Consider the following 18828-nt stretch of genomic DNA (forward strand, 5'->3'; position numbering starts at 1 on the left):
AAACTCTTGTTTTTAAAATTTATTTTACAGCGTTTTTGTTATCGCTTTGAAAGGTGGTAGCATACTCCATTCGTTAATAAAGAGATACCCCAAATTCGTATGCAGTTTCGCTGTGACATCCAGGCCTGGCATGCTTGCCCAGAGCATGTTTCAGAACTAACCGGACACCCACTTCCGCCAACGCAAAGTAAGGTACCAGCAGGTATAAAACGCCGTGCTAGTCAGTTAAGTAAACTTGTGATCAATACCTGTTTGCCTATTATTGCGGAGCGCTCAGTTGACTATGTTGTTTTCGCCACTCAACACGGTGAAATTCATCGCACGCTTAATTTGCTAACGGATTTAGCCAGCGAAGAAGAGTTGTCACCAACTGCATTCGCCCAATCGGTTACCAGCACTGCACCCGGCTTATTAACTATTGCTAGTAAGCAACCGATTGCATTTACTACGGTTTCTGGCGGTAAAAATACCCTGCAAGCAGGTTTAATTGAAGTGGCAATGCGATTTTATCAGCAGCCACAAAGTAATATTTTATTGATAGTAACTGATGAAGCCCTACCAGAGATTTATCAACATCACAGTGCTGAACAGCACCAGCAAAACCTGTTAGCGCTTTATTTTACCCAGGGTCAATCCTGGCAAATTGAATGTAACTCTGCCAATAACGGTGAGCACTCAGCAGGTGAAGCAGAACCTGCTGAAACATCAGCACGAACACGATTTGCAGACAAACTTGCTGATAACACCAGTTTTGATTTCGATTTTACGAACACGCGTTGGTCATGGAAAAAGTTGTAAATAGCCTAAGTAAGTCTCTTAGAGCATGTGCATCGGCAATCTCATTTACGTTTTTTGGGATTGGTGGCTTAATCCTATCTTACGTGTGGTTTCCCCTACTTTGCGTAGTTCATCGCGACAAGAAAAAACGAGAGCTAGCCTGTCAAAAGAGCATTTGTAAAAGCTTTCGTTTTTTTACCTTGTTTATGCACTGGTTGCGGATTTTAGATCTCGATGTAAAGAACCAGGAGAGATTATCGCAGCGTCACGGTTGTATTGTGGTGGCCAATCACCCGACCTTAATCGATGTGGTCATTTTAATGGGTTACATGGACCAGTGTGATTGCATCGTTAAAAGTGAGTTGTTCCACAATCCTTTTGTGCGTCATATTGTTAACTTGGCAGGTTTTATTCCTAACCAATCAGAAGATCTCATTAACTTATGCCAGCAAAAGCTCTCACAAAAGCGCAAATTGCTGATTTTCCCTGAAGGCAGTCGCACAGTCCCTGGAGAAAGTGTAAAATGCCAGCGAGGTGCAGCTCATCTTGCAGTGCGATGCGATACAGATATCCAAACAGTGAGAATTCATTGCTCGCCAATCGCGCTATACAAAGGCAGTGCTTGGTATCAAATGCCCGCGTCACCAATGAAATTTACCATAGAGGTCGACCAGCCGATTTCGATAATGCCAATTATTGAAGGCTCGCCGGCACCAGCTACCGCGGCACGACGACTAACACGCTATTTGAATAGCCACTTGCAGCCGAATGTAGCTGACAAATGATTTAAGGACCCAAAAGTGAAAGACTTAGAATTACAACTAAAACAACTAATTATCGATACATTGAACTTAGAAGATTTAACCACTGATGACATTGAGTCTGCTGAGCCACTTTTTGGTGACGGCGATGGTTTAAACCTTGACTCAATTGATGCGCTAGAGCTTGGCTTAGCCATCAAGAAACAATTCAATGTGCTTATCAATGGCGACGACCCAAGCGTACGTGAGCACTTTACTAGTGTTGACACCCTAACTCGTTTCATTGAATCGCAACAAACCGCTGAGGTGTAAAGTGACCCGCCAACAGATTTTCGATCTTATTAAAGATGCCATGGTCGAGCTATTTGAGCTTGAGCCAGAAGAAGTAACAGCAGAAGCCAACCTGTTTGAAGACTTAGATCTAGACAGCATAGACGCGGTTGACCTAGTGGTTTTCTTGCAAAACAAAACTGACACTAACTTTGAAGCAGAAATGTTTAAGTCAGTGCGTACCGTGCAAGATGTTGTCGACGCAGTAGTAAAATTAGAAGCAGAATCTAGCGAAATCGCATGAAGCTAGGGAGCTTGATACCAGCAGCTCTGCTGGCTTTGTATCCCTTTCTGGTTTATCTCGCAGTACAGCACCAACAAACAACAGCCTTACTGTTGCTTCTTGGTGCTGTGTTTATTGCGCGTTTTATTTTTGCGCCGAGCAACAAGCCACTCAAACTGATGACCTATGTTACCAGTACCATTGGCCTTGCTTTGGTGTCAGCCAGCAGCTTAATGCCGCAATCCAGCTGGTTATTGTTTTACCCTGTAGTAATCAACGTCAGCCTAAGTTTGATGTTTGCCGGCAGCGTGTGGCTAAAGCAGCCTATTATCACCGCGATTGCTAAGTGGCGTGACCCTAATCTGCCTGAATCTGGCATAGTCTACACCCGAAAACTGACGTGTGTATGGGCAGTATTTTGCGCCCTTAACGCCGTTGTTGCAGCTATTACAACCACAATGTCTATCGATATTTGGACCTTATATAACGGTCTTATCAGCTATTTGTTAATCGGCACATTTATGCTGCTTGAATACCTGTACCGCCTAAGAGTAATGCGCCGTGAAAGCTAGTCTTCTTCATCAACTGCTACTCTCAAACGAGCTTGAGCGCACTATTGCAATCAATGGCCAGCAACAACTCACCATTGCTGACTTACAACGTGATGTAGCCGCATTAATGGCAAGCTTAAGTGCACGCTTGGAGCTGTTATCCACCTCTGATGCAAACGACAGTATGACAAATAGCAACGACGCTACTCACGCTGCCGAAAACATAGGGATTATTTGCCAGCAGCCGTGGACTTTCTTGGTTGCATTGCTAGCTGTGCAGCAATTAGGTAAGCAGCCACTGGTATTTTCCAATATCCAAGACCGTCAAGCGGCTGAATATTGCCAGCAATGGTTGTGTATTACGGATAAAGATTCGCTTGCAGGTAACGCCAACACCCTAGCTATCAAGCAGGTGTTGAACACCGAGGTGCAGCAAGCTGCCGCAACTGATCTCAAGGCTACTCATTCAGAGCTGCTCAAGGCTGTTAACAGCGAACAAGCCAAACTCACCCTGTACACATCTGGCAGCACAGGTGAGCCAGCGGCAATTGCCAAAAACCTTGCCCAGCTTGAGCTTGAAGCGCAAACGCTAGAGCGTGATTTTGGGACTGAGCTTACAAAAGGCAGTGTATTTGTTGGCACTGTGGCGCATTATCACATCTATGGCATGCTGTTTCGCTTATGTTGGCCACTACTAAGTCAACGAATGTTCGATTGCGCACTAATCCAGACTGAAGAGCAGCTGTTACCTAAGCTAACAAAGCCATTAGCCTTTATCTCCAGCCCTGCGTTTTTATCACGATTGCAAGCGATGCCAGGTGTGCAGGCCAAGTCGGGAGGACAAGAGCAGCAAATCAGTTTTAGCTCTGGTGGCCCATTAGATTTTGCCAGTGCACAACAGGCGAAGGTACAACTTGGTGCATTGCCGATTGAAGTATATGGCAGCACAGAAACGGGCGGCATAGGCTGGCGCAGACAAGATAAGCCAAGCACGCCATGGCAAAAGTTTAGTTTGGTAAAACTTGCCCTTAATGATGGCTGCTTGCACGTTAGTTCAGATTATATCGGCGAAGGACAGTTTCAAACCCAAGACTTAGTTGAGCTGATTGACCAGCAGCACTTTCGCCTAAAAGGCCGCGCTGACCGTATTGTGAAAATCGCAGAAAAGCGTATCTCCCTTGATGAGCTAGAAAAAACACTCTCCTCTTGTCAGGGCATTGAACACTGCGCCATCATAGCCCTTAAAAATGCCGAGCAAACACGCATTGGCGCGGTCGTCACCTTGAATACTGACTGGCAGCAACAAGTCGTTGATAATGGTCAGGCTTGGTTATGGAAAAATATTCGCGCTCAGCTAAAAGGGTTAGTTGAGCCAGTTGCACTGCCAAGGCAGGTTCGCGTTGTTGAAGCGATTGCCGTTAATCAACAAGGCAAGCGCAACTATGTGGAATTAGAGAAACTATTTCAATGACAGTAAATAAACTCCCTCGGGTCATCAGCGCTCAAATCCAAGACAACACAGCAATCGTTGAGCTGTTTGTTGGCGAAGACATTGAGTACTTCAAAGGCCATTTTGACGGACACCCGCTTCTACCAGGTGTAGTGCAGCTTGACTGGGTATTACACTTTTTCAAAGCGCATTTAATCAATGACTTTCAATTTAAAGGCTGTGATGTGATCAAATATCAGCAGCCAATTTTGCCAAATATGCAGGTCACGCTCACCATGGTATGGAAGAGCGAGCGTAGCAAGCTTGAGTTTAAATACAGCTCAGCGTCTGGCAATCACGCCTCGGGTAAAATTAAGGTGTTACCTCATGAGCTTTAAGCTGGCAGCGATTATTCCATGTTACAACCACGGTAACACGGCTGACGCTGTGGTCGTTGCCTTGCAAGCCAAAGGTTTAGATGTACTCATCGTCAATGACGGCAGTAATCAGCCAACCACAGACACATTGCGGGCGATAAAAGCAAGTCGCGGCATTCATCTATTGGAGCTTGAGCAAAACTCAGGCAAAGGCGGCGCGGTGATGGCAGGTTTACGCCACCTACATCAACTAGGTTATAGCCATGCGGTGCAGGTTGACGCAGACGGACAGCACGATCTTTCTAAACTCAGCGAGCTAATTGATAGCGCAAAAGCCCATCCGCAAGATGTGATTTCTGGTAAGCCAGTTTACGGTGATGATGTGCCAAAAGGCAGGCTTTACGGACGCTACTTGACCCATGTGAGCGTGTGGATTGAAACCCTGTCACTGCAAATTCAAGACTCCATGTGCGGCTTTCGCGTCTACCCGCTAGCACCAGTCGAGCAACTGCTAAGCCGTAAGCAGCTTGGTACCCGTATGGATTTTGATATCGAAATTCTGGTGCGCCTGTACTGGCAGGGCTTAAGCATTCGTCATGTCGATACGCCGGTGAGTTACCCAGAAGATGGCTTAAGTCACTTCAACGCCGTAAGCGATAACGTCAAAATATCCTGGCTACATACCCGCTTAATCTGCGGCATGCTGCCGCGTATTCCAAAACTGCTACTGCGAAAATTTGCCAATGAAGACTAATTCGCGAAAGCCAAGTAATTCGCCAAAGCCAAGTAATTCGCCAGATACTTCGCCAGAGCCAGCAGAGGCGCAATCAAGCAAGCAGCACTGGTCTAGCTCTAAAGAGCGCGGCAGCGTGCTGGGTATTAAGTTTATGCTGATCACCTATCGCCTGTTTGGTCGCAAGGTGTTCTCGCTATTCTTGTACCCAATTATTGGCTACTTCTACTTAATGGATAAAGTGAGCCGCAATGCATCTAAGCAGTTTTTAAACCAGCTTGACCAGCATCTAATTGCTCAAGGCAAAGCGCCGAAAAAGCTATCAAGTTTCAAACACATTTATGCCTTTGGTCAAAGCATTCTCGACAAACTTGCGGGCTGGGGTGGCGACATAGATTACTCCCAGCTTCAGTTTCATAACGAAGATGTACTGCAGCAAATTCTGACCACAGGCAAAGGCGGGCTGATCCTAGGTAGCCATTTGGGTAACTTAGAGCTGTGCCGCGCATTGAGCAGCAAATATGTTGATTTAAAAATCAATGCATTAGTCTTCACTCAGCATGCAGAAAACTTTAATAAAGTCATGGGGCAAGTTAACCCAAGCAGTAATTTGAACCTTATTCAGGTCAACGAGCTAGGGCCAGATACAGCCATATTGCTAGAGCAGAAGCTAAATGATGGCGAATGGGTAGTGATTGTTGGCGATCGCACCTCAGTTACCCAGCATAAGCGCGTGGTGTGGCAGCAGTTTTTAAGTAAAGATGCGCCGTTTCCGGTTGGGCCTTTTGTATTGGCGGCAATTTTAAAACACCCAGTTTATTTAATGTTTGGTTTTGCCAGCGAGCAAGACGCAACTTACGATATTTTCTTTGAAGAATTTGAAGCGAACCCAAGTCTACCGCGCAAAGGCCGCGACCAAGCTTTACAAGATTTAATTGCACGCTACGCCAGTCGACTAGAGCATTACGCACTGCGCTACCCGCTGCAATGGTTTAACTTTTTTGATTTTTGGACACTAGATAATGACACTAAGTAGTACCCCAGTCGTTTTTGGCGACAGCGAAATCTCAATTAACGAGGTTTGCCAAATAGCCCAGCGCAAGCGCATTGCCGCGCTATCTACCCAGGACGCATTTATCAATAAAATTGATGCAGGGGTAAAGTTTCTTGACGACCTACTTAAAGAAGATGGCGTGATTTACGGTGTTACTACGGGTTACGGCGACAGTGTTACCGTATCAATTCCAAGCCATTTAGTAGAGAGCTTGCCTCATCAGCTTACCCGCTTCCACGGCTGTGGTTTAGGCGCACACTTTGATGAAGCAGAAACCCGCGCCGTGATGGTGGCGCGTCTTGCCTCGCTAAGTCGCGGCATGTCAGGTGTTAGCCACGAGTTATTATCACTGCTCACCGCGTTGATTGAGCACGACATTTTACCGCTTATTCCAGAAGAAGGCTCCGTAGGTGCATCAGGTGACTTAACGCCGCTGTCATACCTTGCAGCCGTGTTAATCGGCGAGCGTCAAGTGCGTTATAAAGGTGAGATTGTTGATACAGCTGTAGCATTTGAGCGCGCTGGTTTAACGCCTATCAAATTGCGTCCAAAAGAAGGCCTAGCCTTAATGAATGGCACTGCGGTAATGACTGCTATTGCTTGCTTAAACTGGCAACGCGCTGAGTATCTATGCCAAATGGCAACCCGCATAACCGCTATGGTGAGCGTGGCAATGCAAGGCAACGCATTCCACTTTGACGAAGCGCTGCACGCAGTAAAACCTCATCAAGGGCAAATGCTGTGCGCCGAGCGTCTGCGCCATGATTTAAACTCTGATTTGCCACCAAGCAATTCAGATCGCCTGCAAGACCGTTACTCACTGCGCTGCGCACCACACGTGATTGGCGTGCTGCAAGACACCCTAGATTGGGCCAAAGGCGTGATTGAAATCGAGCTAAATTCAGCCAACGACAACCCAATTATTGACGGTGAAAACCGCCGCGTGCTGCACGGTGGTCACTTCTATGGTGGTCACATTGCGATGGTAATGGACAGCCTAAAAACAGCGGTTGCCAATGTCGCAGACTTACTTGACCGCCAACTGGCGCAGCTTTGTGACTACAAGTTTAACAACGGCTTACCGTATAACTTAAGCGGCGCTCCTGAAGACATTCGCCCAATTAACCACGGCTTTAAAGCAGTGCAAATTGGCGTATCATCATGGACAGCTGAAGCGTTAAAGAACACCATGCCAGCGTCGGTATTCTCACGCTCTACTGAGTCGCACAACCAAGATAAAGTTAGCATGGGCACCATTGCTTCTCGTGATTGTCGCCGCGTGCTTGAACAAACCGAGCAAGTATCAGTTGCCTGTTTATATGCTGCAACTCAAGGTGTCGAGCTACGCATTAACGCGCAGCAACTGTCAAAAGACAGCCTAACGCCAGCGCTACTGACAACCATGGATGATGTTAGAACCGTATCACCATTTTTAGCAGAAGATCGCCCATTAGAAACTGAACTAAGAGCAGGTTTGGCGGCAATTGCCAATCAAGCGTGGCGTTTTTACGGCTAGCAGCGAGTTGGATCAATATAAAAGTTGAATCAGCGGTACACGGGCGAAACGAACAACAATTAGGTTACCCACATTTATAGGGATATAGGCGATGAAAATCACCGCAGAAGCTGAATTATCCGTGCCATTTCAAGATTGCGATCCTATGCAAATTGTCTGGCACGGCAACTACTTCCGCTACCTAGAGGAAGGCCGTCTGGCCTTGCTCGACAAAATCGACTTTGGCTACTTGATCATGCAGCAAGAGGGGTATGCCTATCCTGTTGTCGATACTCGAATGAAGTTTGTCGACTCAGCGCGTTTTCGCGACCGCCTCAAAGTCATCGCCACTCTTGATGAGTGGGAAAATCGCCTCAAAATAAGCTACCGCATTGTACGTGTCAGCGACGGCAAAACCTGCATAAAAGCCTACACCACACATTGCGCCGTAGGATTGGAAGATGGCGAAATGCGCTTTGCTTCGCCATCTTGTTTGCTTGATAGAGTGAATCACTATTTTCAAACCCAGCAAGCGCAAACGCTAAACCAACAAACACTAGAGCAAAACAAACCGGCGCAGGAGCAATAATGAAGTTACGCTTTGCGAAAAACTGGCTACCACTACATCGCTATTTGGCAGCAACACTCGTCTGTCTAGCATCGATTTGTTCATTACCTAGCGCTACAGCTAACACTGAAGCGCTAAAAATCGACAGCCTAGCTACTATGTTTAGCGACACTCGCCAAACCCATGGTAGTTTCGAGCAGCAAAAGAACATGTCGGTACTCACCCTACCGCTTAACTCTAATGGTGTTTATTTTGTTGACCCGGGCAAGACTATTGTTTGGCAACAACTCCAGCCTTTTGCGCAAACCACCTTGATCCAAAATGGCGAGTTAACCCAATTGGTAAATGGTGAAGTGCAGCCCAGCAACCAAGCGGGTGCCAGTGATATGGTGTCAGAGATGATCATGGCGCTATTTTCTGGCAACTGGCAACAGCTAACCCAAGATTTTGCTTTTAAGATCAGCGGTGATAAAAGCCATTGGCAAGCCGAGCTAACGCCAACATCTGGTGCCATGGCTAAGGTATTTAAAGCGATTTATATTCAAGGGTTAGATACCCATATTCGCCGTATCTCGCTACATGAACACAGTGGCGACAGCACCAACATTAGCCTTGAAGCCGATGATGCTAGTGAGCTACCAGCGTCAATTGAACGAGTGCTAAAACTCGCCGCTCACTAAGAAACAAGCCCAATAACAAAAAGCCCAATAATAAAAAGCTCAAGCGAATGAAACCAGGCCGAGAGATTCACTCACACAATCATGCTGACAATGCACTGCCTGCCAGCAACAAGCCTCGCTACGCCATGTGGCTATGGCTTGTGTGTCAGCTTGCCTTGTGTATATTACTGGTTACTCAGATTTTCAATGGTCTGCGCCCAAACAATGACTTTTTAGCCCTGTTGCCCAAAGATGAGCAGCGCCCTTGGGTGCAACAAACCATCGAAGCTGCTGCCGGCAGTCTTGAGCAGCGCATGGTATTTGTGATTAAGGCCAACTCTAAAGCACAGGCGCTAGATGCAGCCAAAAGCTGGCAACAAACGCTTACTGGACTTGAGCATGTTGAGCTAGTCACTCCTGAGCAAAGCCAGCGCGCTTATTATCAAGGACTGTTTCCTTATCGCGGACAACTGCTAGACGCTGACGCCAAAAACTGGCTTGAGCAGCAACAAGCAGACAAACTCACAACGCGAGTATTAACCCAGCTTTATAACCCTTTTGCCGGCGTCACCGCTGGCGAGCTTGAGCAAGACCCGTGGCTGCTGTTTCGCCACTATATGCAGCAAGGCTTTGCCGATAATCAGTTCGAGCTGGTCGATAATCTGCTTTACCTAAACCAAACAGCAGCTAACGACAACGCCGAGCAACTAGCTCACTACACACTTATTCAAGCCAAGCTAAACGTTGGCGCTTATACCCAAGCTGCGCAGCAAACCATTAATGCGATTAATGCTCAAGCCGAACAACAACAGGCAGCAAGAAACATAGACATCTGGCGTCAAGGCGTGGCGTTTTATGTAGTTGAAGCGGCAAGCAGCGCGAAAAGTGAAGTCAGTATTATTGGCGGCGGCTCATTGCTTGGGGTGATATTACTGATCTTATTGGTATTTAAAAGCGTGCGCCCATTACTGCTGTGCCTCACTTCTATCAGCATTGGGGTAATTAGCGCCGCTGGCATTACCGTGCTGCTGTTCGGTGAAATCCACAGTTTTACGCTAGTGATTGGCGCCAGCTTAATTGGCGTGTCGGTTGATTATGCGTTCCATTATTTAAGTTACCGCGCCTGCAACAGCAATCACTGGCACAGCGTAAAAGCCGCTGCACACCTGCGCCCTGTATTACTGCTTGGGCTAATCTCAAGCGTGCTCGCTTATAGCGCCTTGTTATGGGCAAACTTTCCTGGGCTAAATCAGGTTGCTGTGTTTTCAAGCGCTGGGCTTATCGCCAGTTTAATCACTGTGCTTGTGCTCTACCCCCAACTATCACAAGCAAGCGCCAAACACAAACCCATTAAGCTTGCTAATGGTCTACTTCATCTGGTGCAAGGCTATCAACAAAGCAAAGTGGCGTGGGCGGTCATTGCGTTAATGACGCTAGGTAGCGTTGTTGGCATCAGCAAGCTTAATTTTGATGACGATATCCGCTTGCTGCAATCAGCGCCTCAATGGCTAAAACAGCAAGAGCTGCAAATCGCTAAGCTAACTGGCGTGAGTCAATCGCAGCAATGGTTAGTGCTTAATGGCGAAAGCCAAGCGCAATTACGCCAAGCAGAACAAACGCTTGCGCCTAAGCTAAATGAGCTAAAGCAGCAAGGCGTCATTAGCGACTTTAGCGGCGTATATCAATTGCTGCCAAGTGAGACTGAACTAAAACACAATCAGCAGTTAATCAGCAAGCTTTATCGCGAGCAAGCAAGCGCATTAACAGCAAAAATTGGCTTGCGACCTAACGCATACGCGCCCTACCAAGCGCTCGACTGGCATGCTTTGGCCGAGCTTGCACCGCACACGCCCTATCTTTGGGGCAAGCTTGAAAGTGGCAGAGCTTATAGCATTATCACCTTGTCGGGCGTTACCGATGTTGCGCCGCTAGTTAAATTAACTGAGTTGGCAAACAGCGATACTATTACTACCAGCTTGAATAATAGCGGCTTGAGTAATAGCGGATCGCAGCTCGACATTGCCTATGTTTCCCGCGCCGATGAAATAAGTGCCTTGCTGGGCGATTACCGTGAGTTCACCCTGTATATGCTCGCCATCGCCTATGGCCTAGTGCTGCTGTTATTAACCATGCGCTATTCATTTAAAGATGCCATCTGCATACTTGCCGCGCCGCTACTTGCTGGCATCTTTGCCCTTGCATTGCCTGGGCTATTTTCCATGCCTGCCAATCTGTTCAACGTGGTCGCGCTGCTGCTCATTTTTGGTATTGGTATCGATTACAGCTTGTTTCTGCGCTTTCATCTTAATCAGGCTCACGCCACCCTTGCGGTGCTACTTGCTGGTATCACCACCTTGTTATCGTTTGGGTTAATGGGACTTTCAAGCAATCATGCAATCGCCAGTTTTGGCTTAACTATCGCAGGCGGTATTTTGGCATCTTGGGTATTAGCGCCGGTATTTTCGCAGTATTTACATACTCGCCATCACGCGGTTCAAAACAGTACAGGAGACAGTCAATGATACGTTTACTGGTTATTGCGCTATTACTGATTACGCCGCTAATGTCTGGTTGCACTGCGCTTAAACAAGGCGCAGCCAAAGCCATGATGCCAGCCTCGCAGCAGCAACATTGGCCAACGCCTGAATCGCTTGGGTTTAGTTTGCAAGCCCAACAAGTGCTTACCATTAACCATGGCGATGATTCCCATACCATGACGGTGGCGTTAGAAGTAAATCCGCAAAAGCTCACCTTAGTGGCTCTGTCGCCAGTGGGCGTACCTATCGCCATCATCACCTGGGATGGTGTTAAGCTAGATAAACAAAGCCCGACAGGAATGGATATCAGTGTTATTCCGTTTGAGCTGATCTTAGATAGCATTTTCTACAGTTACTGGCCTGAGGCAGCACTTGAGGCCATGCTAGATGATAGCAATTGGCAGTTGCAGCAAACATATGACACAAATCTTGCCACCTCAAACGCTAGCCAAACAAGTCTGATCGAGCGTAAAGTGTTGCAAAATAATAAGTTAATTTTAGAGATTAACTATAAAAAACACCGTCAGCCACAAGGTCAAATCAACCTAGTTGACCACCGCACAAAACTTGCCACTGCGCTGACGACAATTCAATGGATCCAATCATGACGCCAATTTACATTCATGGCATCGCTGCACTAAGCGCCTTAGGCAGCGGAAAACAGGCCACTTTAGCAGGCATTAGCAGTGGTCAATCAGCAGGGCTACAAGCCTATGACGCTAAGCTTTACTCAGGCCGCAGCACCTTTGTTGGCAAGGTTACTGAGCCTTTGGTTGAACTGCCACCAAAGCTTAATGACGCCAAAAACCGCAACAACTTGATTGCCGCCACCACCTATCAACAAATCGCCGAGGTGATAGAAACCTTGAAGCAAACTACCGCGGCTAGTCGTATTGGCGTAGTCATTGGCACCAGCACCACAGCTATTGCAGAAGGCGAAAGCGCGATTAAGCATCATCAACAACATGGCAAGTTGCCAGATGATTTTCGTTTTGCTCATCAAGATATTGGCGATACTGCAGATTTTATCGCCCGCCTAGCGCAAGTATCTGGGCCAACTTACAGTTTATCGACCGCTTGCTCGTCATCAAATCGCGCCTTTATTTCAGCCCAAGGGCTGCTTGAATCAGGTTTATGCGATGTAGTGATCTGCGGCGGTGTCGACAGTTTGTGCGAACTCACCGTCAATGGCTTTGATTCCTTAGAGCAAGTCTCGCCAGAGCCAAGTCGTCCGTTTGATTCTCGCCGCCGTGGCATCAATATTGGTGAGGCAGCAGGTTTATTTGTGCTAAGCAAAACACCATCAAAGCTGGCACTTGTTGGCTGGGGCGAGTCTGGCGAAGGTCATCACATGTCTGCGCCTATGCCTTGTGGTAGCGGCGCAAAACGCGCAATGGAGCAAGCACTTGAATCAGCGAACTTACAGCCAGCTGATATTGGCTACATCAATGCCCATGGCACCGCAACTCAGCTAAATGACGCCATGGAGTCTACCGCGATTGAAGAGCTATTTGGCAATCAAGTGCCAGTTAGCTCAACCAAGGCATTAACTGGGCACTGCTTAGGCGCAGCTGGCGCGATTGAAGCTGCCATTTGTTGCTACTTACTAGAGGAAAAGCAATCTGCGCCGCAATGGCCACAAGACTTTACACAGGCAGATGACGTAAAATCACTAAACTTTATGGCAAGTTCAGGACAACTATCTAGCCTAAGGATATTATCTAACAGCTTTGCCTTTGGCGGAAACAACGCCTCATTAGTTTTTGAGTTATATGAGCACAACCATGACTGAACCAACCTTTCCTGACATTGAGCTGCTATTGCCCCATCAAGCTCCTATGCTGCTTATCGACCGTGTACTTAGCACACAGGACGACACCATTAGCTGCGAAGTTGTCATTAAGCAAGACAGCATCTTTTTTAATGAGTCGCTAAACGGTATTCCGTCACACGTGGGTATCGAGTACATGGCACAAACCATTGGCGCATTAGCAGGCTTAAAAGCCCACAAAAAAGGCGAACAAGCTCCCATTGGCTTGCTGCTTGGCGGCCGCAGTTATAAAGATGTCGGCCTGACCTACCCGCTAGGGCAAAAACTAGTGGTGTCGGCAAAATTAACCATGAGCGATGAATCTATGGGCGTGTACCACGCAAAGATTGAGCTCGACGGCGAAGAAGTGGCAAGCAGTCAAGTTAACGCATACGTACCAAGCAAAGATGTGCTAGCACAATTAACCTCAGCCCAATAATGCTTTTTGTAAAGAGTTTGGAAAATTTAGGAATAGTGATGAAACAAGTATTGGTCACTGGTGCCAGCAAAGGTATCGGTAAAGCAATCGCAATCGAGCTAGGGAAAGCTGGCTATGAAATTGCAATCCATTATGGCCGCGATGAGCAAGGCGCACTTGATACCCTTAGCCAAATTGAAGCCGCTTCGGGCAAAGGGCGTATTTTAAGTTTTGATATTTCAGACCGCGAACAATGCAAAGCTGAAATTGACAAAGACATCGCCGAGCATGGCGCTTATTACGGTGTGGTAGTCAATGCTGGTATTACCCGAGATACCGCTTTTCCATCTATGTTAGGCGAAGAGTGGGATCAGGTTATCCATACCAACCTAGACGGTTTTTATAACGTGGTTCATCCAACCATTATGCCAATGGTTGGTGCGCGCACTGGCCGTATCGTGACTATTTCATCCCTGTCTGGGCAAATTGGTAACCGTGGTCAGGTGAACTATTCAGCCTCAAAGGCTGGCCTGATTGGCGCAACCAAAGCGTTAGCGACTGAGCTAAGTAACAAACGCCGCGCGATCACGGTTAACTGCGTCGCACCAGGCTTAATCGACACAGGTATGGTGGAGGATCATGTAAAAGATCACGTGCTGCCAGCAGTGCCATTAAAGCGCATGGGCAAGCCAGAAGAAGTAGCAGGTTTAGTGGAGTTTTTACTAAGCGATAAAGCCGCCTACATTAACCGTCAGGTGATTGGCGTGAATGGAGGCCTACACTAATGGCAAAGCGCGTTGTTGTAACCGGCATGTCAGGCATTACGGCTTTAGGTGACAACCTAGAAATGGTAATGGCAGCCCTTAAACAAGGTGAAAGTGCCGTGGTAAAAATGGACGACTGGCAAAAGTACCAGGGATTGAAAATCAATCTAGCGGCGCCGATTGCAGATTTTAGCTTACCTAAGCACTACACCCGCAAACGCATTCGCTCAATGAGCCGTGTCTCGCATTTATCAACGCGCGCAACTGAGCTAGCACTTGAGCAAGCAGGTCTGCTTGAAACCGATATTCTCACTAGCGGCCAAACCGGTATCGCTTACGGCAGCTGCTCTGGTAGTACAGTTGCGGGCAATGCGTTTACTACGGTACTTAAAGATCACAGCACCCGCGACTTAGACGCCAACACTTATGTGAAAATGATGTCCCATAGCGCTGCAGTTAACACAGGTTTGTTCTTTGGTTTACGCGGCCGCGTAGTGCCAACATCAAGCGCCTGTACCTCTGGCTCGCAAGGTATCGGCTTTGCCTATGAAGCAATTAAATACGGTCAACAACAGGTCATGGTCGGCGGCGGCGCAGAAGAACTTTGTCCGACTCAATCAGCTGTGTTCGATACCTTATTCGCCACCAGCGGCAAGAACGACACACCCAAGTTAACTCCACGTCCATACGATAAAGACCGTGACGGCTTGGTAATTGGTGAAGGTGCTGGCTCACTGATTTTAGAAGATGCCGATTTTGCAGCAGCTCGCGGCGCTAAACCTATCGCTGAAGTGGTTGGTTTTGCCACCAATTGTGATGCAGCCCATGTGACGCAACCACGTGCGGAAACCATGCAAATATGTATGGAAATGGCGCTTCGCGATGCAGGGCTTAAGCCTGAGCAAATTGGCTATGTGAATGGTCACGGCACCGCGACAGACTTAGGCGATATTGCAGAAACCACAGCAACCAATGCGGTATTTGGCAGTCAGCAAAAAATCTCTAGTCTTAAAAGCTACTTTGGTCACACCTTAGGAGCCTGCGGCGCAATTGAAGCCTGGCTGAGCATTGAAATGATGCGTAGCGGCTGGTTTGCACCAACTATTAACCTAGATAATGTCGATGAGCGCTGCGGCGAACTAGACTACATTACTGGCAAGGGCAGAGAAATGGATTGCCAATACATTATGACCAACAACTTCGCATTCGGCGGCATTAACACCTCGCTTATCTTTAAGCTGTTGTAGACTCACCAAAGCTTATTAAGCGTCGAGTCCAATAAATGAACTCCGTAAACAAAAAGGCTTAACCAGTAATTGGCTAAGCCTTTTTTAGTGCTTGTAGTTCTAGTGAGATTTCAACAACAAGTTGCTGTTTACACTAATTTTGTGACCCACTAATTTTGGTAATCCACTAACTTTGTCTGGCGCTTAGCAAGATTTGTTGCGGCGCGTTCAGGGGCGATGGCTAACACCTCGCGGCTACCCTGCTCGCTAGGCTCAGTTAAGGTCACTGAAGTGATTAACCAGTCACCGTCAATCTGGGTCAGAGTAAAATGGTAGCGCCCAGCCACTTGCCAAAAGCCTTTATCTTCGTGCTCTTTAACGCTAACACCGTTCGCGTCAGCCTTATCGCGATTACCAGCATCTTTAATAAAGTGGCTTGCACTAAAGCGCATCGTAGCTTTTGCGTTGGTAGCATTATCTTGATCAAGCTCTACCTTAATATCACTGACTTGATGGTAGGTCACATCGAATCCAGGTAAAAAGCCTGCCCATTGTTGCATTAAGGCCTCGCGAGTTAAGCTCTGCGGTTCACCACCCCATAGCGCGGTGTAATCAACAGTCACCTTTGGCGCAAATAGGCGCCCTAAATATGCAAACGCATTTTGGTCGGCAAGCACCGCATAACTTGCTAGATTGCGGGCGATTGTCGCCTCAGCCATTGATGGTGTTGTTAACTCAGTAGCACTTGTGTTGGTTTTAACACTCGTTTTCGCGTTAGCACTCATTGATGCAACTCCTAAAATCAATCCTAAGACCATACTTAAAACCGCGCCCTTAATCGGGGGACACATAACAGTTAAAGCTCGAGTAAACATCTCTTCCCTCCTATCGCTTCGCAGCCTATAAGTGAGCATTAAAGTGTTTAGCAATATTTTCTACAGCTTGTGATACCACATCAGCTTGGTCGTAAAAATCAAATTGAGTCACATTCTCTAGCCACACCGCTGATACATTGCCTTTTGCGGCATCTAGATATTCATGCGCGCCTGCTGGCAACGCCATTGCTTCAGATGCCACCATTAACGTTGGCTGCTCAAGACTTGTCGCGCTTAACTGCGCATTGTAGTTAAGCCAACCATCCCACGATGCCACATTGAATTGGTTATCATACTCAGGGATTAAGCCGCGATCGTTCTCGGTGTAGTAAGGCGCTTGATACATCAAGGCGTTCTCATTGGTTAAACTTGCTGCTTCAATATAAACTTCAGCGCCTTTGGCTGCAGCTGCGGCTTTTAACAAGCTTGCTGCTTGCTCATCACCACCATAAATTTGTGTCGCCATTGCCGGTGTGTGTAACCAGGGAGCCACCACGGCTGCGGCGCTAATCTTGCTATTGCCGGCTATCGCATCAAGCATATACCCTGCTGATGCACATATTCCCACACCCGCAATACGGCTAGCATCTACTTGCTCTACACTCGCTAAGGCGTCAATCACAGCGCGAATATCGTCGGTTTTACGGCTTGGGTCTTCTAAATAGCGAATCGCATCTTCTGATCTGCCCCAACCACGAAAATCAAAAGTAATTGCTGCAAAACCTTTATCGGCTAGCGCTTTAGCATACACAGCTGGCATTTGTTCTTTCACCGTAGTCCAGGCTCCCGTCACCACAACAACAGGCGGATTTTCAACACCTTGAGGTAGGTATAGGTTTGCCGCTAATGTACCAAGGCGTGTATCTAGATTAATTGATTGCATAGTAAAACCCTCTTGTTGTGAATTGGCAGAAAATGACAACAGCCTTTTAGTCATCTTTAGCTGATTAAATACGCTCACATGATTGCGAGTGCTCAGTTGTTGATGACTAGAATAGCGATACCTTGAATATCAATATTGAAAATTGCTGCTCAGGTTTTTGTACATTCTTGCTTGGTGAAAAGTTGCTCAGGAGATACTTGCCCAATAAAGAGTTGCTTAACACTGGTAAAAAAAGAAGTGGCCTTTAGTGTTTGACCCTAGCCAATTCCATAAGCTAAGGTCAAAAAACTAAGGTAATAGTGATGAAAGCTAAGGGCAGCCACAGAAGCGAGCCACATGTGACTAAAGCAGAATCAGGGCAGGGCCTACAATAAACAAAGCCTGTAAATAAAGCCTGACCTAAGCGTAAGTGAAGATAACTTAAGGAAAATAAAGGAAAATACTTAGCGATGAAGTCAAATTTAAAGTTCTTCGACTATGACTCAAAGCAATTGTCTAACTGCGGCGAGGTGCTTAATATTGAGCTATCGAGTGAGCCACTAAATTGGCAAGGTGTGGTACTGGAAAAAGGCGCATCACCGCACTTTTATCCGCAAAATGTGTATACGCCCTACTTTTACTTCGCGCTGGCTTTAGATAAAGACCTAACCTGGTCGGCGATGAACGATGGCAACGTAACGCCACTACAAACTACGCCTGGTGACATTTGGATAAACCCACCAGCCACGCCTTTTACTCATAATATTGATGAGCCGTGTTACTTCATTATTCTAGCCATTGAAGAACAAACATTACTGGCGAACTGCCCACTCAATTTACAAGGCAAGCAGCTTAACTTTCTCAATAATTACAATGTGCATGACGATGTCATCAAAGGCTTGATTGAGCTGTTCCTGCTAGAGCTGCGCAACAAGGGGCGAAATGGCAGCGTGTATCTCAATAACCTAGTCTCGCTACTAGCAACCCACTATATTCAAAACTATTCCAACTATGCCGATCTGCAAACTCAGCAAAATGATGCTTCTAAGTTTGATCAAAGCCAAATCAGCAAAATCGACGCCTACATCGACGCCAATATTTCAGAGGCTATCACAGTTGATGACCTAGCCGAGCTACTTAACTGCAGCAAATTTTACTTTCTACGAGAATTTAAAAAACTGATGGGCAACACGCCCTATCAATATCTAATGAGCAAACGCCTAGAACTTGCCAAGCAGATGCTCAGCAATGACAACGCCAGCATCGCCATTGTCGGTCAAGAAGTCGGCTTTAACGACCAATCACACTTCACCCGCGCATTTAAAAGCCAGTTTGGTATGACGCCAAATCAGTTTTTGAAAAGAAGATAAGTTTAAATA

General features: G+C 46.9%; 21 protein-coding genes. 19 read left to right on the forward strand and 2 right to left on the reverse strand.

What is annotated here, in order from left to right; genetic code table 11:
• Positions 1-99: 99 nt before the first annotated feature.
• From EXU30_RS04115 to EXU30_RS04195, 18 genes are all read left to right on the forward strand, one after another.
• Complete coding sequence (locus EXU30_RS04115) at positions 100-798, forward strand: beta-ketoacyl synthase chain length factor (RefSeq protein ID WP_130597947.1); 699 nt, start codon at positions 100-102, stop codon at positions 796-798.
• Positions 783-1562, forward strand: a complete 780-nt coding sequence (locus EXU30_RS04120) for a lysophospholipid acyltransferase family protein (protein ID WP_130597948.1) — start codon at positions 783-785, stop codon at positions 1560-1562. The genes EXU30_RS04115 and EXU30_RS04120 overlap by 16 nt, the downstream gene beginning before the upstream one ends.
• A gap of 15 nt (positions 1563-1577) precedes the next feature.
• Positions 1578-1850, forward strand: coding sequence for a phosphopantetheine-binding protein (locus EXU30_RS04125; protein WP_130597949.1), 273 nt, complete (start codon positions 1578-1580; stop codon positions 1848-1850).
• A 1-nt stretch (position 1851) separates the two neighbouring features.
• On the forward strand, positions 1852-2112 hold the full coding sequence (locus EXU30_RS04130) for an acyl carrier protein (RefSeq protein ID WP_207234099.1): 261 nt from the start codon (positions 1852-1854) through the stop codon (positions 2110-2112).
• The gene (locus EXU30_RS04135; RefSeq protein WP_130597950.1) at positions 2109-2663 is read left to right on the forward strand and encodes a COG4648 family protein; all 555 of its coding nucleotides are present in this window, start codon (positions 2109-2111) and stop codon (positions 2661-2663) included. The genes EXU30_RS04130 and EXU30_RS04135 overlap by 4 nt, the downstream gene beginning before the upstream one ends.
• Positions 2653-4113: an AMP-binding protein gene (locus EXU30_RS04140; protein ID WP_130597951.1), complete on the forward strand. Its 1461-nt coding sequence runs from the start codon at positions 2653-2655 to the stop codon at positions 4111-4113. Before EXU30_RS04135 ends, EXU30_RS04140 begins: the two co-directional genes overlap by 11 nt.
• A complete protein-coding gene (locus EXU30_RS04145; RefSeq protein WP_130597952.1) occupies positions 4110-4469 on the forward strand; it encodes an ApeI family dehydratase in 360 nt (119 codons plus the stop codon). The genes EXU30_RS04140 and EXU30_RS04145 overlap by 4 nt, the downstream gene beginning before the upstream one ends.
• Complete coding sequence (locus tag EXU30_RS20490) at positions 4459-5202, forward strand: glycosyltransferase family 2 protein (RefSeq protein ID WP_165398957.1); 744 nt, start codon at positions 4459-4461, stop codon at positions 5200-5202. Before EXU30_RS04145 ends, EXU30_RS20490 begins: the two co-directional genes overlap by 11 nt.
• Positions 5192-6217, forward strand: a complete 1026-nt coding sequence (locus tag EXU30_RS20495) for an LpxL/LpxP family acyltransferase (protein ID WP_165398958.1) — start codon at positions 5192-5194, stop codon at positions 6215-6217. Before EXU30_RS20490 ends, EXU30_RS20495 begins: the two co-directional genes overlap by 11 nt.
• A complete protein-coding gene (locus tag EXU30_RS04155; protein ID WP_130597953.1) occupies positions 6204-7751 on the forward strand; it encodes an HAL/PAL/TAL family ammonia-lyase in 1548 nt (515 codons plus the stop codon). The genes EXU30_RS20495 and EXU30_RS04155 overlap by 14 nt, the downstream gene beginning before the upstream one ends.
• Positions 7752-7842: 91 nt before the next feature.
• A complete protein-coding gene (locus EXU30_RS04160) occupies positions 7843-8319 on the forward strand; it encodes an acyl-CoA thioesterase (RefSeq protein WP_130597954.1) in 477 nt (158 codons plus the stop codon).
• On the forward strand, positions 8319-8978 hold the full coding sequence (locus EXU30_RS04165) for a LolA family protein (RefSeq protein ID WP_130597955.1): 660 nt from the start codon (positions 8319-8321) through the stop codon (positions 8976-8978). Before EXU30_RS04160 ends, EXU30_RS04165 begins: the two co-directional genes overlap by 1 nt.
• A 47-nt stretch (positions 8979-9025) precedes the next feature.
• Positions 9026-11479 (forward strand): MMPL family transporter, encoded by a 2454-nt coding sequence (locus tag EXU30_RS04170; protein ID WP_130597956.1) that lies wholly within the window; start codon positions 9026-9028, stop codon positions 11477-11479.
• Entirely contained in the window at positions 11476-12102 is a 627-nt protein-coding gene (locus tag EXU30_RS04175) for a DUF3261 domain-containing protein (RefSeq protein WP_130597957.1), read from the forward strand. Before EXU30_RS04170 ends, EXU30_RS04175 begins: the two co-directional genes overlap by 4 nt.
• On the forward strand, positions 12099-13286 hold the full coding sequence (locus EXU30_RS04180) for a beta-ketoacyl-ACP synthase (protein WP_165398959.1): 1188 nt from the start codon (positions 12099-12101) through the stop codon (positions 13284-13286). The genes EXU30_RS04175 and EXU30_RS04180 overlap by 4 nt, the downstream gene beginning before the upstream one ends.
• Positions 13279-13743, forward strand: a complete 465-nt coding sequence (locus tag EXU30_RS04185) for a hotdog family protein (RefSeq protein WP_165398960.1) — start codon at positions 13279-13281, stop codon at positions 13741-13743. Before EXU30_RS04180 ends, EXU30_RS04185 begins: the two co-directional genes overlap by 8 nt.
• A 35-nt stretch (positions 13744-13778) precedes the next feature.
• Positions 13779-14507 carry a 3-oxoacyl-ACP reductase FabG gene (gene fabG, locus EXU30_RS04190; protein WP_130597960.1) on the forward strand — a complete coding sequence of 243 codons (729 nt, stop codon included), beginning with the start codon at positions 13779-13781 and terminating at the stop codon, positions 14505-14507.
• Complete coding sequence (locus EXU30_RS04195; protein ID WP_130597961.1) at positions 14507-15733, forward strand: beta-ketoacyl-ACP synthase; 1227 nt, start codon at positions 14507-14509, stop codon at positions 15731-15733. Before fabG ends, EXU30_RS04195 begins: the two co-directional genes overlap by 1 nt.
• Positions 15734-15882: 149 nt before the next feature.
• Here the strand turns inward: EXU30_RS04195 and EXU30_RS04200 are convergent, their stop codons facing one another.
• Complete coding sequence (locus tag EXU30_RS04200) at positions 15883-16497, reverse strand: nuclear transport factor 2 family protein (RefSeq protein WP_207234100.1); 615 nt, start codon at positions 16495-16497, stop codon at positions 15883-15885.
• A gap of 115 nt (positions 16498-16612) precedes the next feature.
• A complete protein-coding gene (locus tag EXU30_RS04205; protein ID WP_242620318.1) occupies positions 16613-17470 on the reverse strand; it encodes an alpha/beta hydrolase in 858 nt (285 codons plus the stop codon).
• 449 nt (positions 17471-17919) lie between these two features.
• On the opposite strand from EXU30_RS04205, the gene EXU30_RS04210 reads away from it, so the two are divergent.
• On the forward strand, positions 17920-18819 hold the full coding sequence (locus EXU30_RS04210; protein WP_130597964.1) for a helix-turn-helix domain-containing protein: 900 nt from the start codon (positions 17920-17922) through the stop codon (positions 18817-18819).
• Positions 18820-18828: the final 9 nt, after the last annotated feature.

The sequence above is a fragment of the Shewanella maritima genome, assembly GCF_004295345.1.
GTDB lineage: Bacteria > Pseudomonadota > Gammaproteobacteria > Enterobacterales > Shewanellaceae > Shewanella > Shewanella maritima.

Coding starts and splice junctions, on each gene's coding strand:
- EXU30_RS04160 (WP_130597954.1), top strand. CDS start 7,843: ATGAAAATCACCGCAGAAGCTGAATTATCCGTGCCATTTCAAGATTGC.
- EXU30_RS04200 (WP_207234100.1), bottom strand. CDS start 16,497: ATGAGTGCTAACGCGAAAACGAGTGTTAAAACCAACACAAGTGCTACT.
- EXU30_RS04185 (WP_165398960.1), top strand. CDS start 13,279: ATGACTGAACCAACCTTTCCTGACATTGAGCTGCTATTGCCCCATCAA.
- EXU30_RS20490 (WP_165398957.1), top strand. CDS start 4,459: ATGAGCTTTAAGCTGGCAGCGATTATTCCATGTTACAACCACGGTAAC.
- EXU30_RS04175 (WP_130597957.1), top strand. CDS start 11,476: ATGATACGTTTACTGGTTATTGCGCTATTACTGATTACGCCGCTAATG.
- EXU30_RS04205 (WP_242620318.1), bottom strand. CDS start 17,470: ATGCAATCAATTAATCTAGATACACGCCTTGGTACATTAGCGGCAAAC.
- EXU30_RS04195 (WP_130597961.1), top strand. CDS start 14,507: ATGGCAAAGCGCGTTGTTGTAACCGGCATGTCAGGCATTACGGCTTTA.
- EXU30_RS04165 (WP_130597955.1), top strand. CDS start 8,319: ATGAAGTTACGCTTTGCGAAAAACTGGCTACCACTACATCGCTATTTG.
- EXU30_RS04180 (WP_165398959.1), top strand. CDS start 12,099: ATGACGCCAATTTACATTCATGGCATCGCTGCACTAAGCGCCTTAGGC.
- EXU30_RS04120 (WP_130597948.1), top strand. CDS start 783: ATGGAAAAAGTTGTAAATAGCCTAAGTAAGTCTCTTAGAGCATGTGCA.
- EXU30_RS20495 (WP_165398958.1), top strand. CDS start 5,192: ATGAAGACTAATTCGCGAAAGCCAAGTAATTCGCCAAAGCCAAGTAAT.
- EXU30_RS04115 (WP_130597947.1), top strand. CDS start 100: ATGCAGTTTCGCTGTGACATCCAGGCCTGGCATGCTTGCCCAGAGCAT.
- EXU30_RS04145 (WP_130597952.1), top strand. CDS start 4,110: ATGACAGTAAATAAACTCCCTCGGGTCATCAGCGCTCAAATCCAAGAC.
- EXU30_RS04170 (WP_130597956.1), top strand. CDS start 9,026: ATGAAACCAGGCCGAGAGATTCACTCACACAATCATGCTGACAATGCA.
- EXU30_RS04210 (WP_130597964.1), top strand. CDS start 17,920: ATGAAGTCAAATTTAAAGTTCTTCGACTATGACTCAAAGCAATTGTCT.
- EXU30_RS04155 (WP_130597953.1), top strand. CDS start 6,204: ATGACACTAAGTAGTACCCCAGTCGTTTTTGGCGACAGCGAAATCTCA.
- EXU30_RS04135 (WP_130597950.1), top strand. CDS start 2,109: ATGAAGCTAGGGAGCTTGATACCAGCAGCTCTGCTGGCTTTGTATCCC.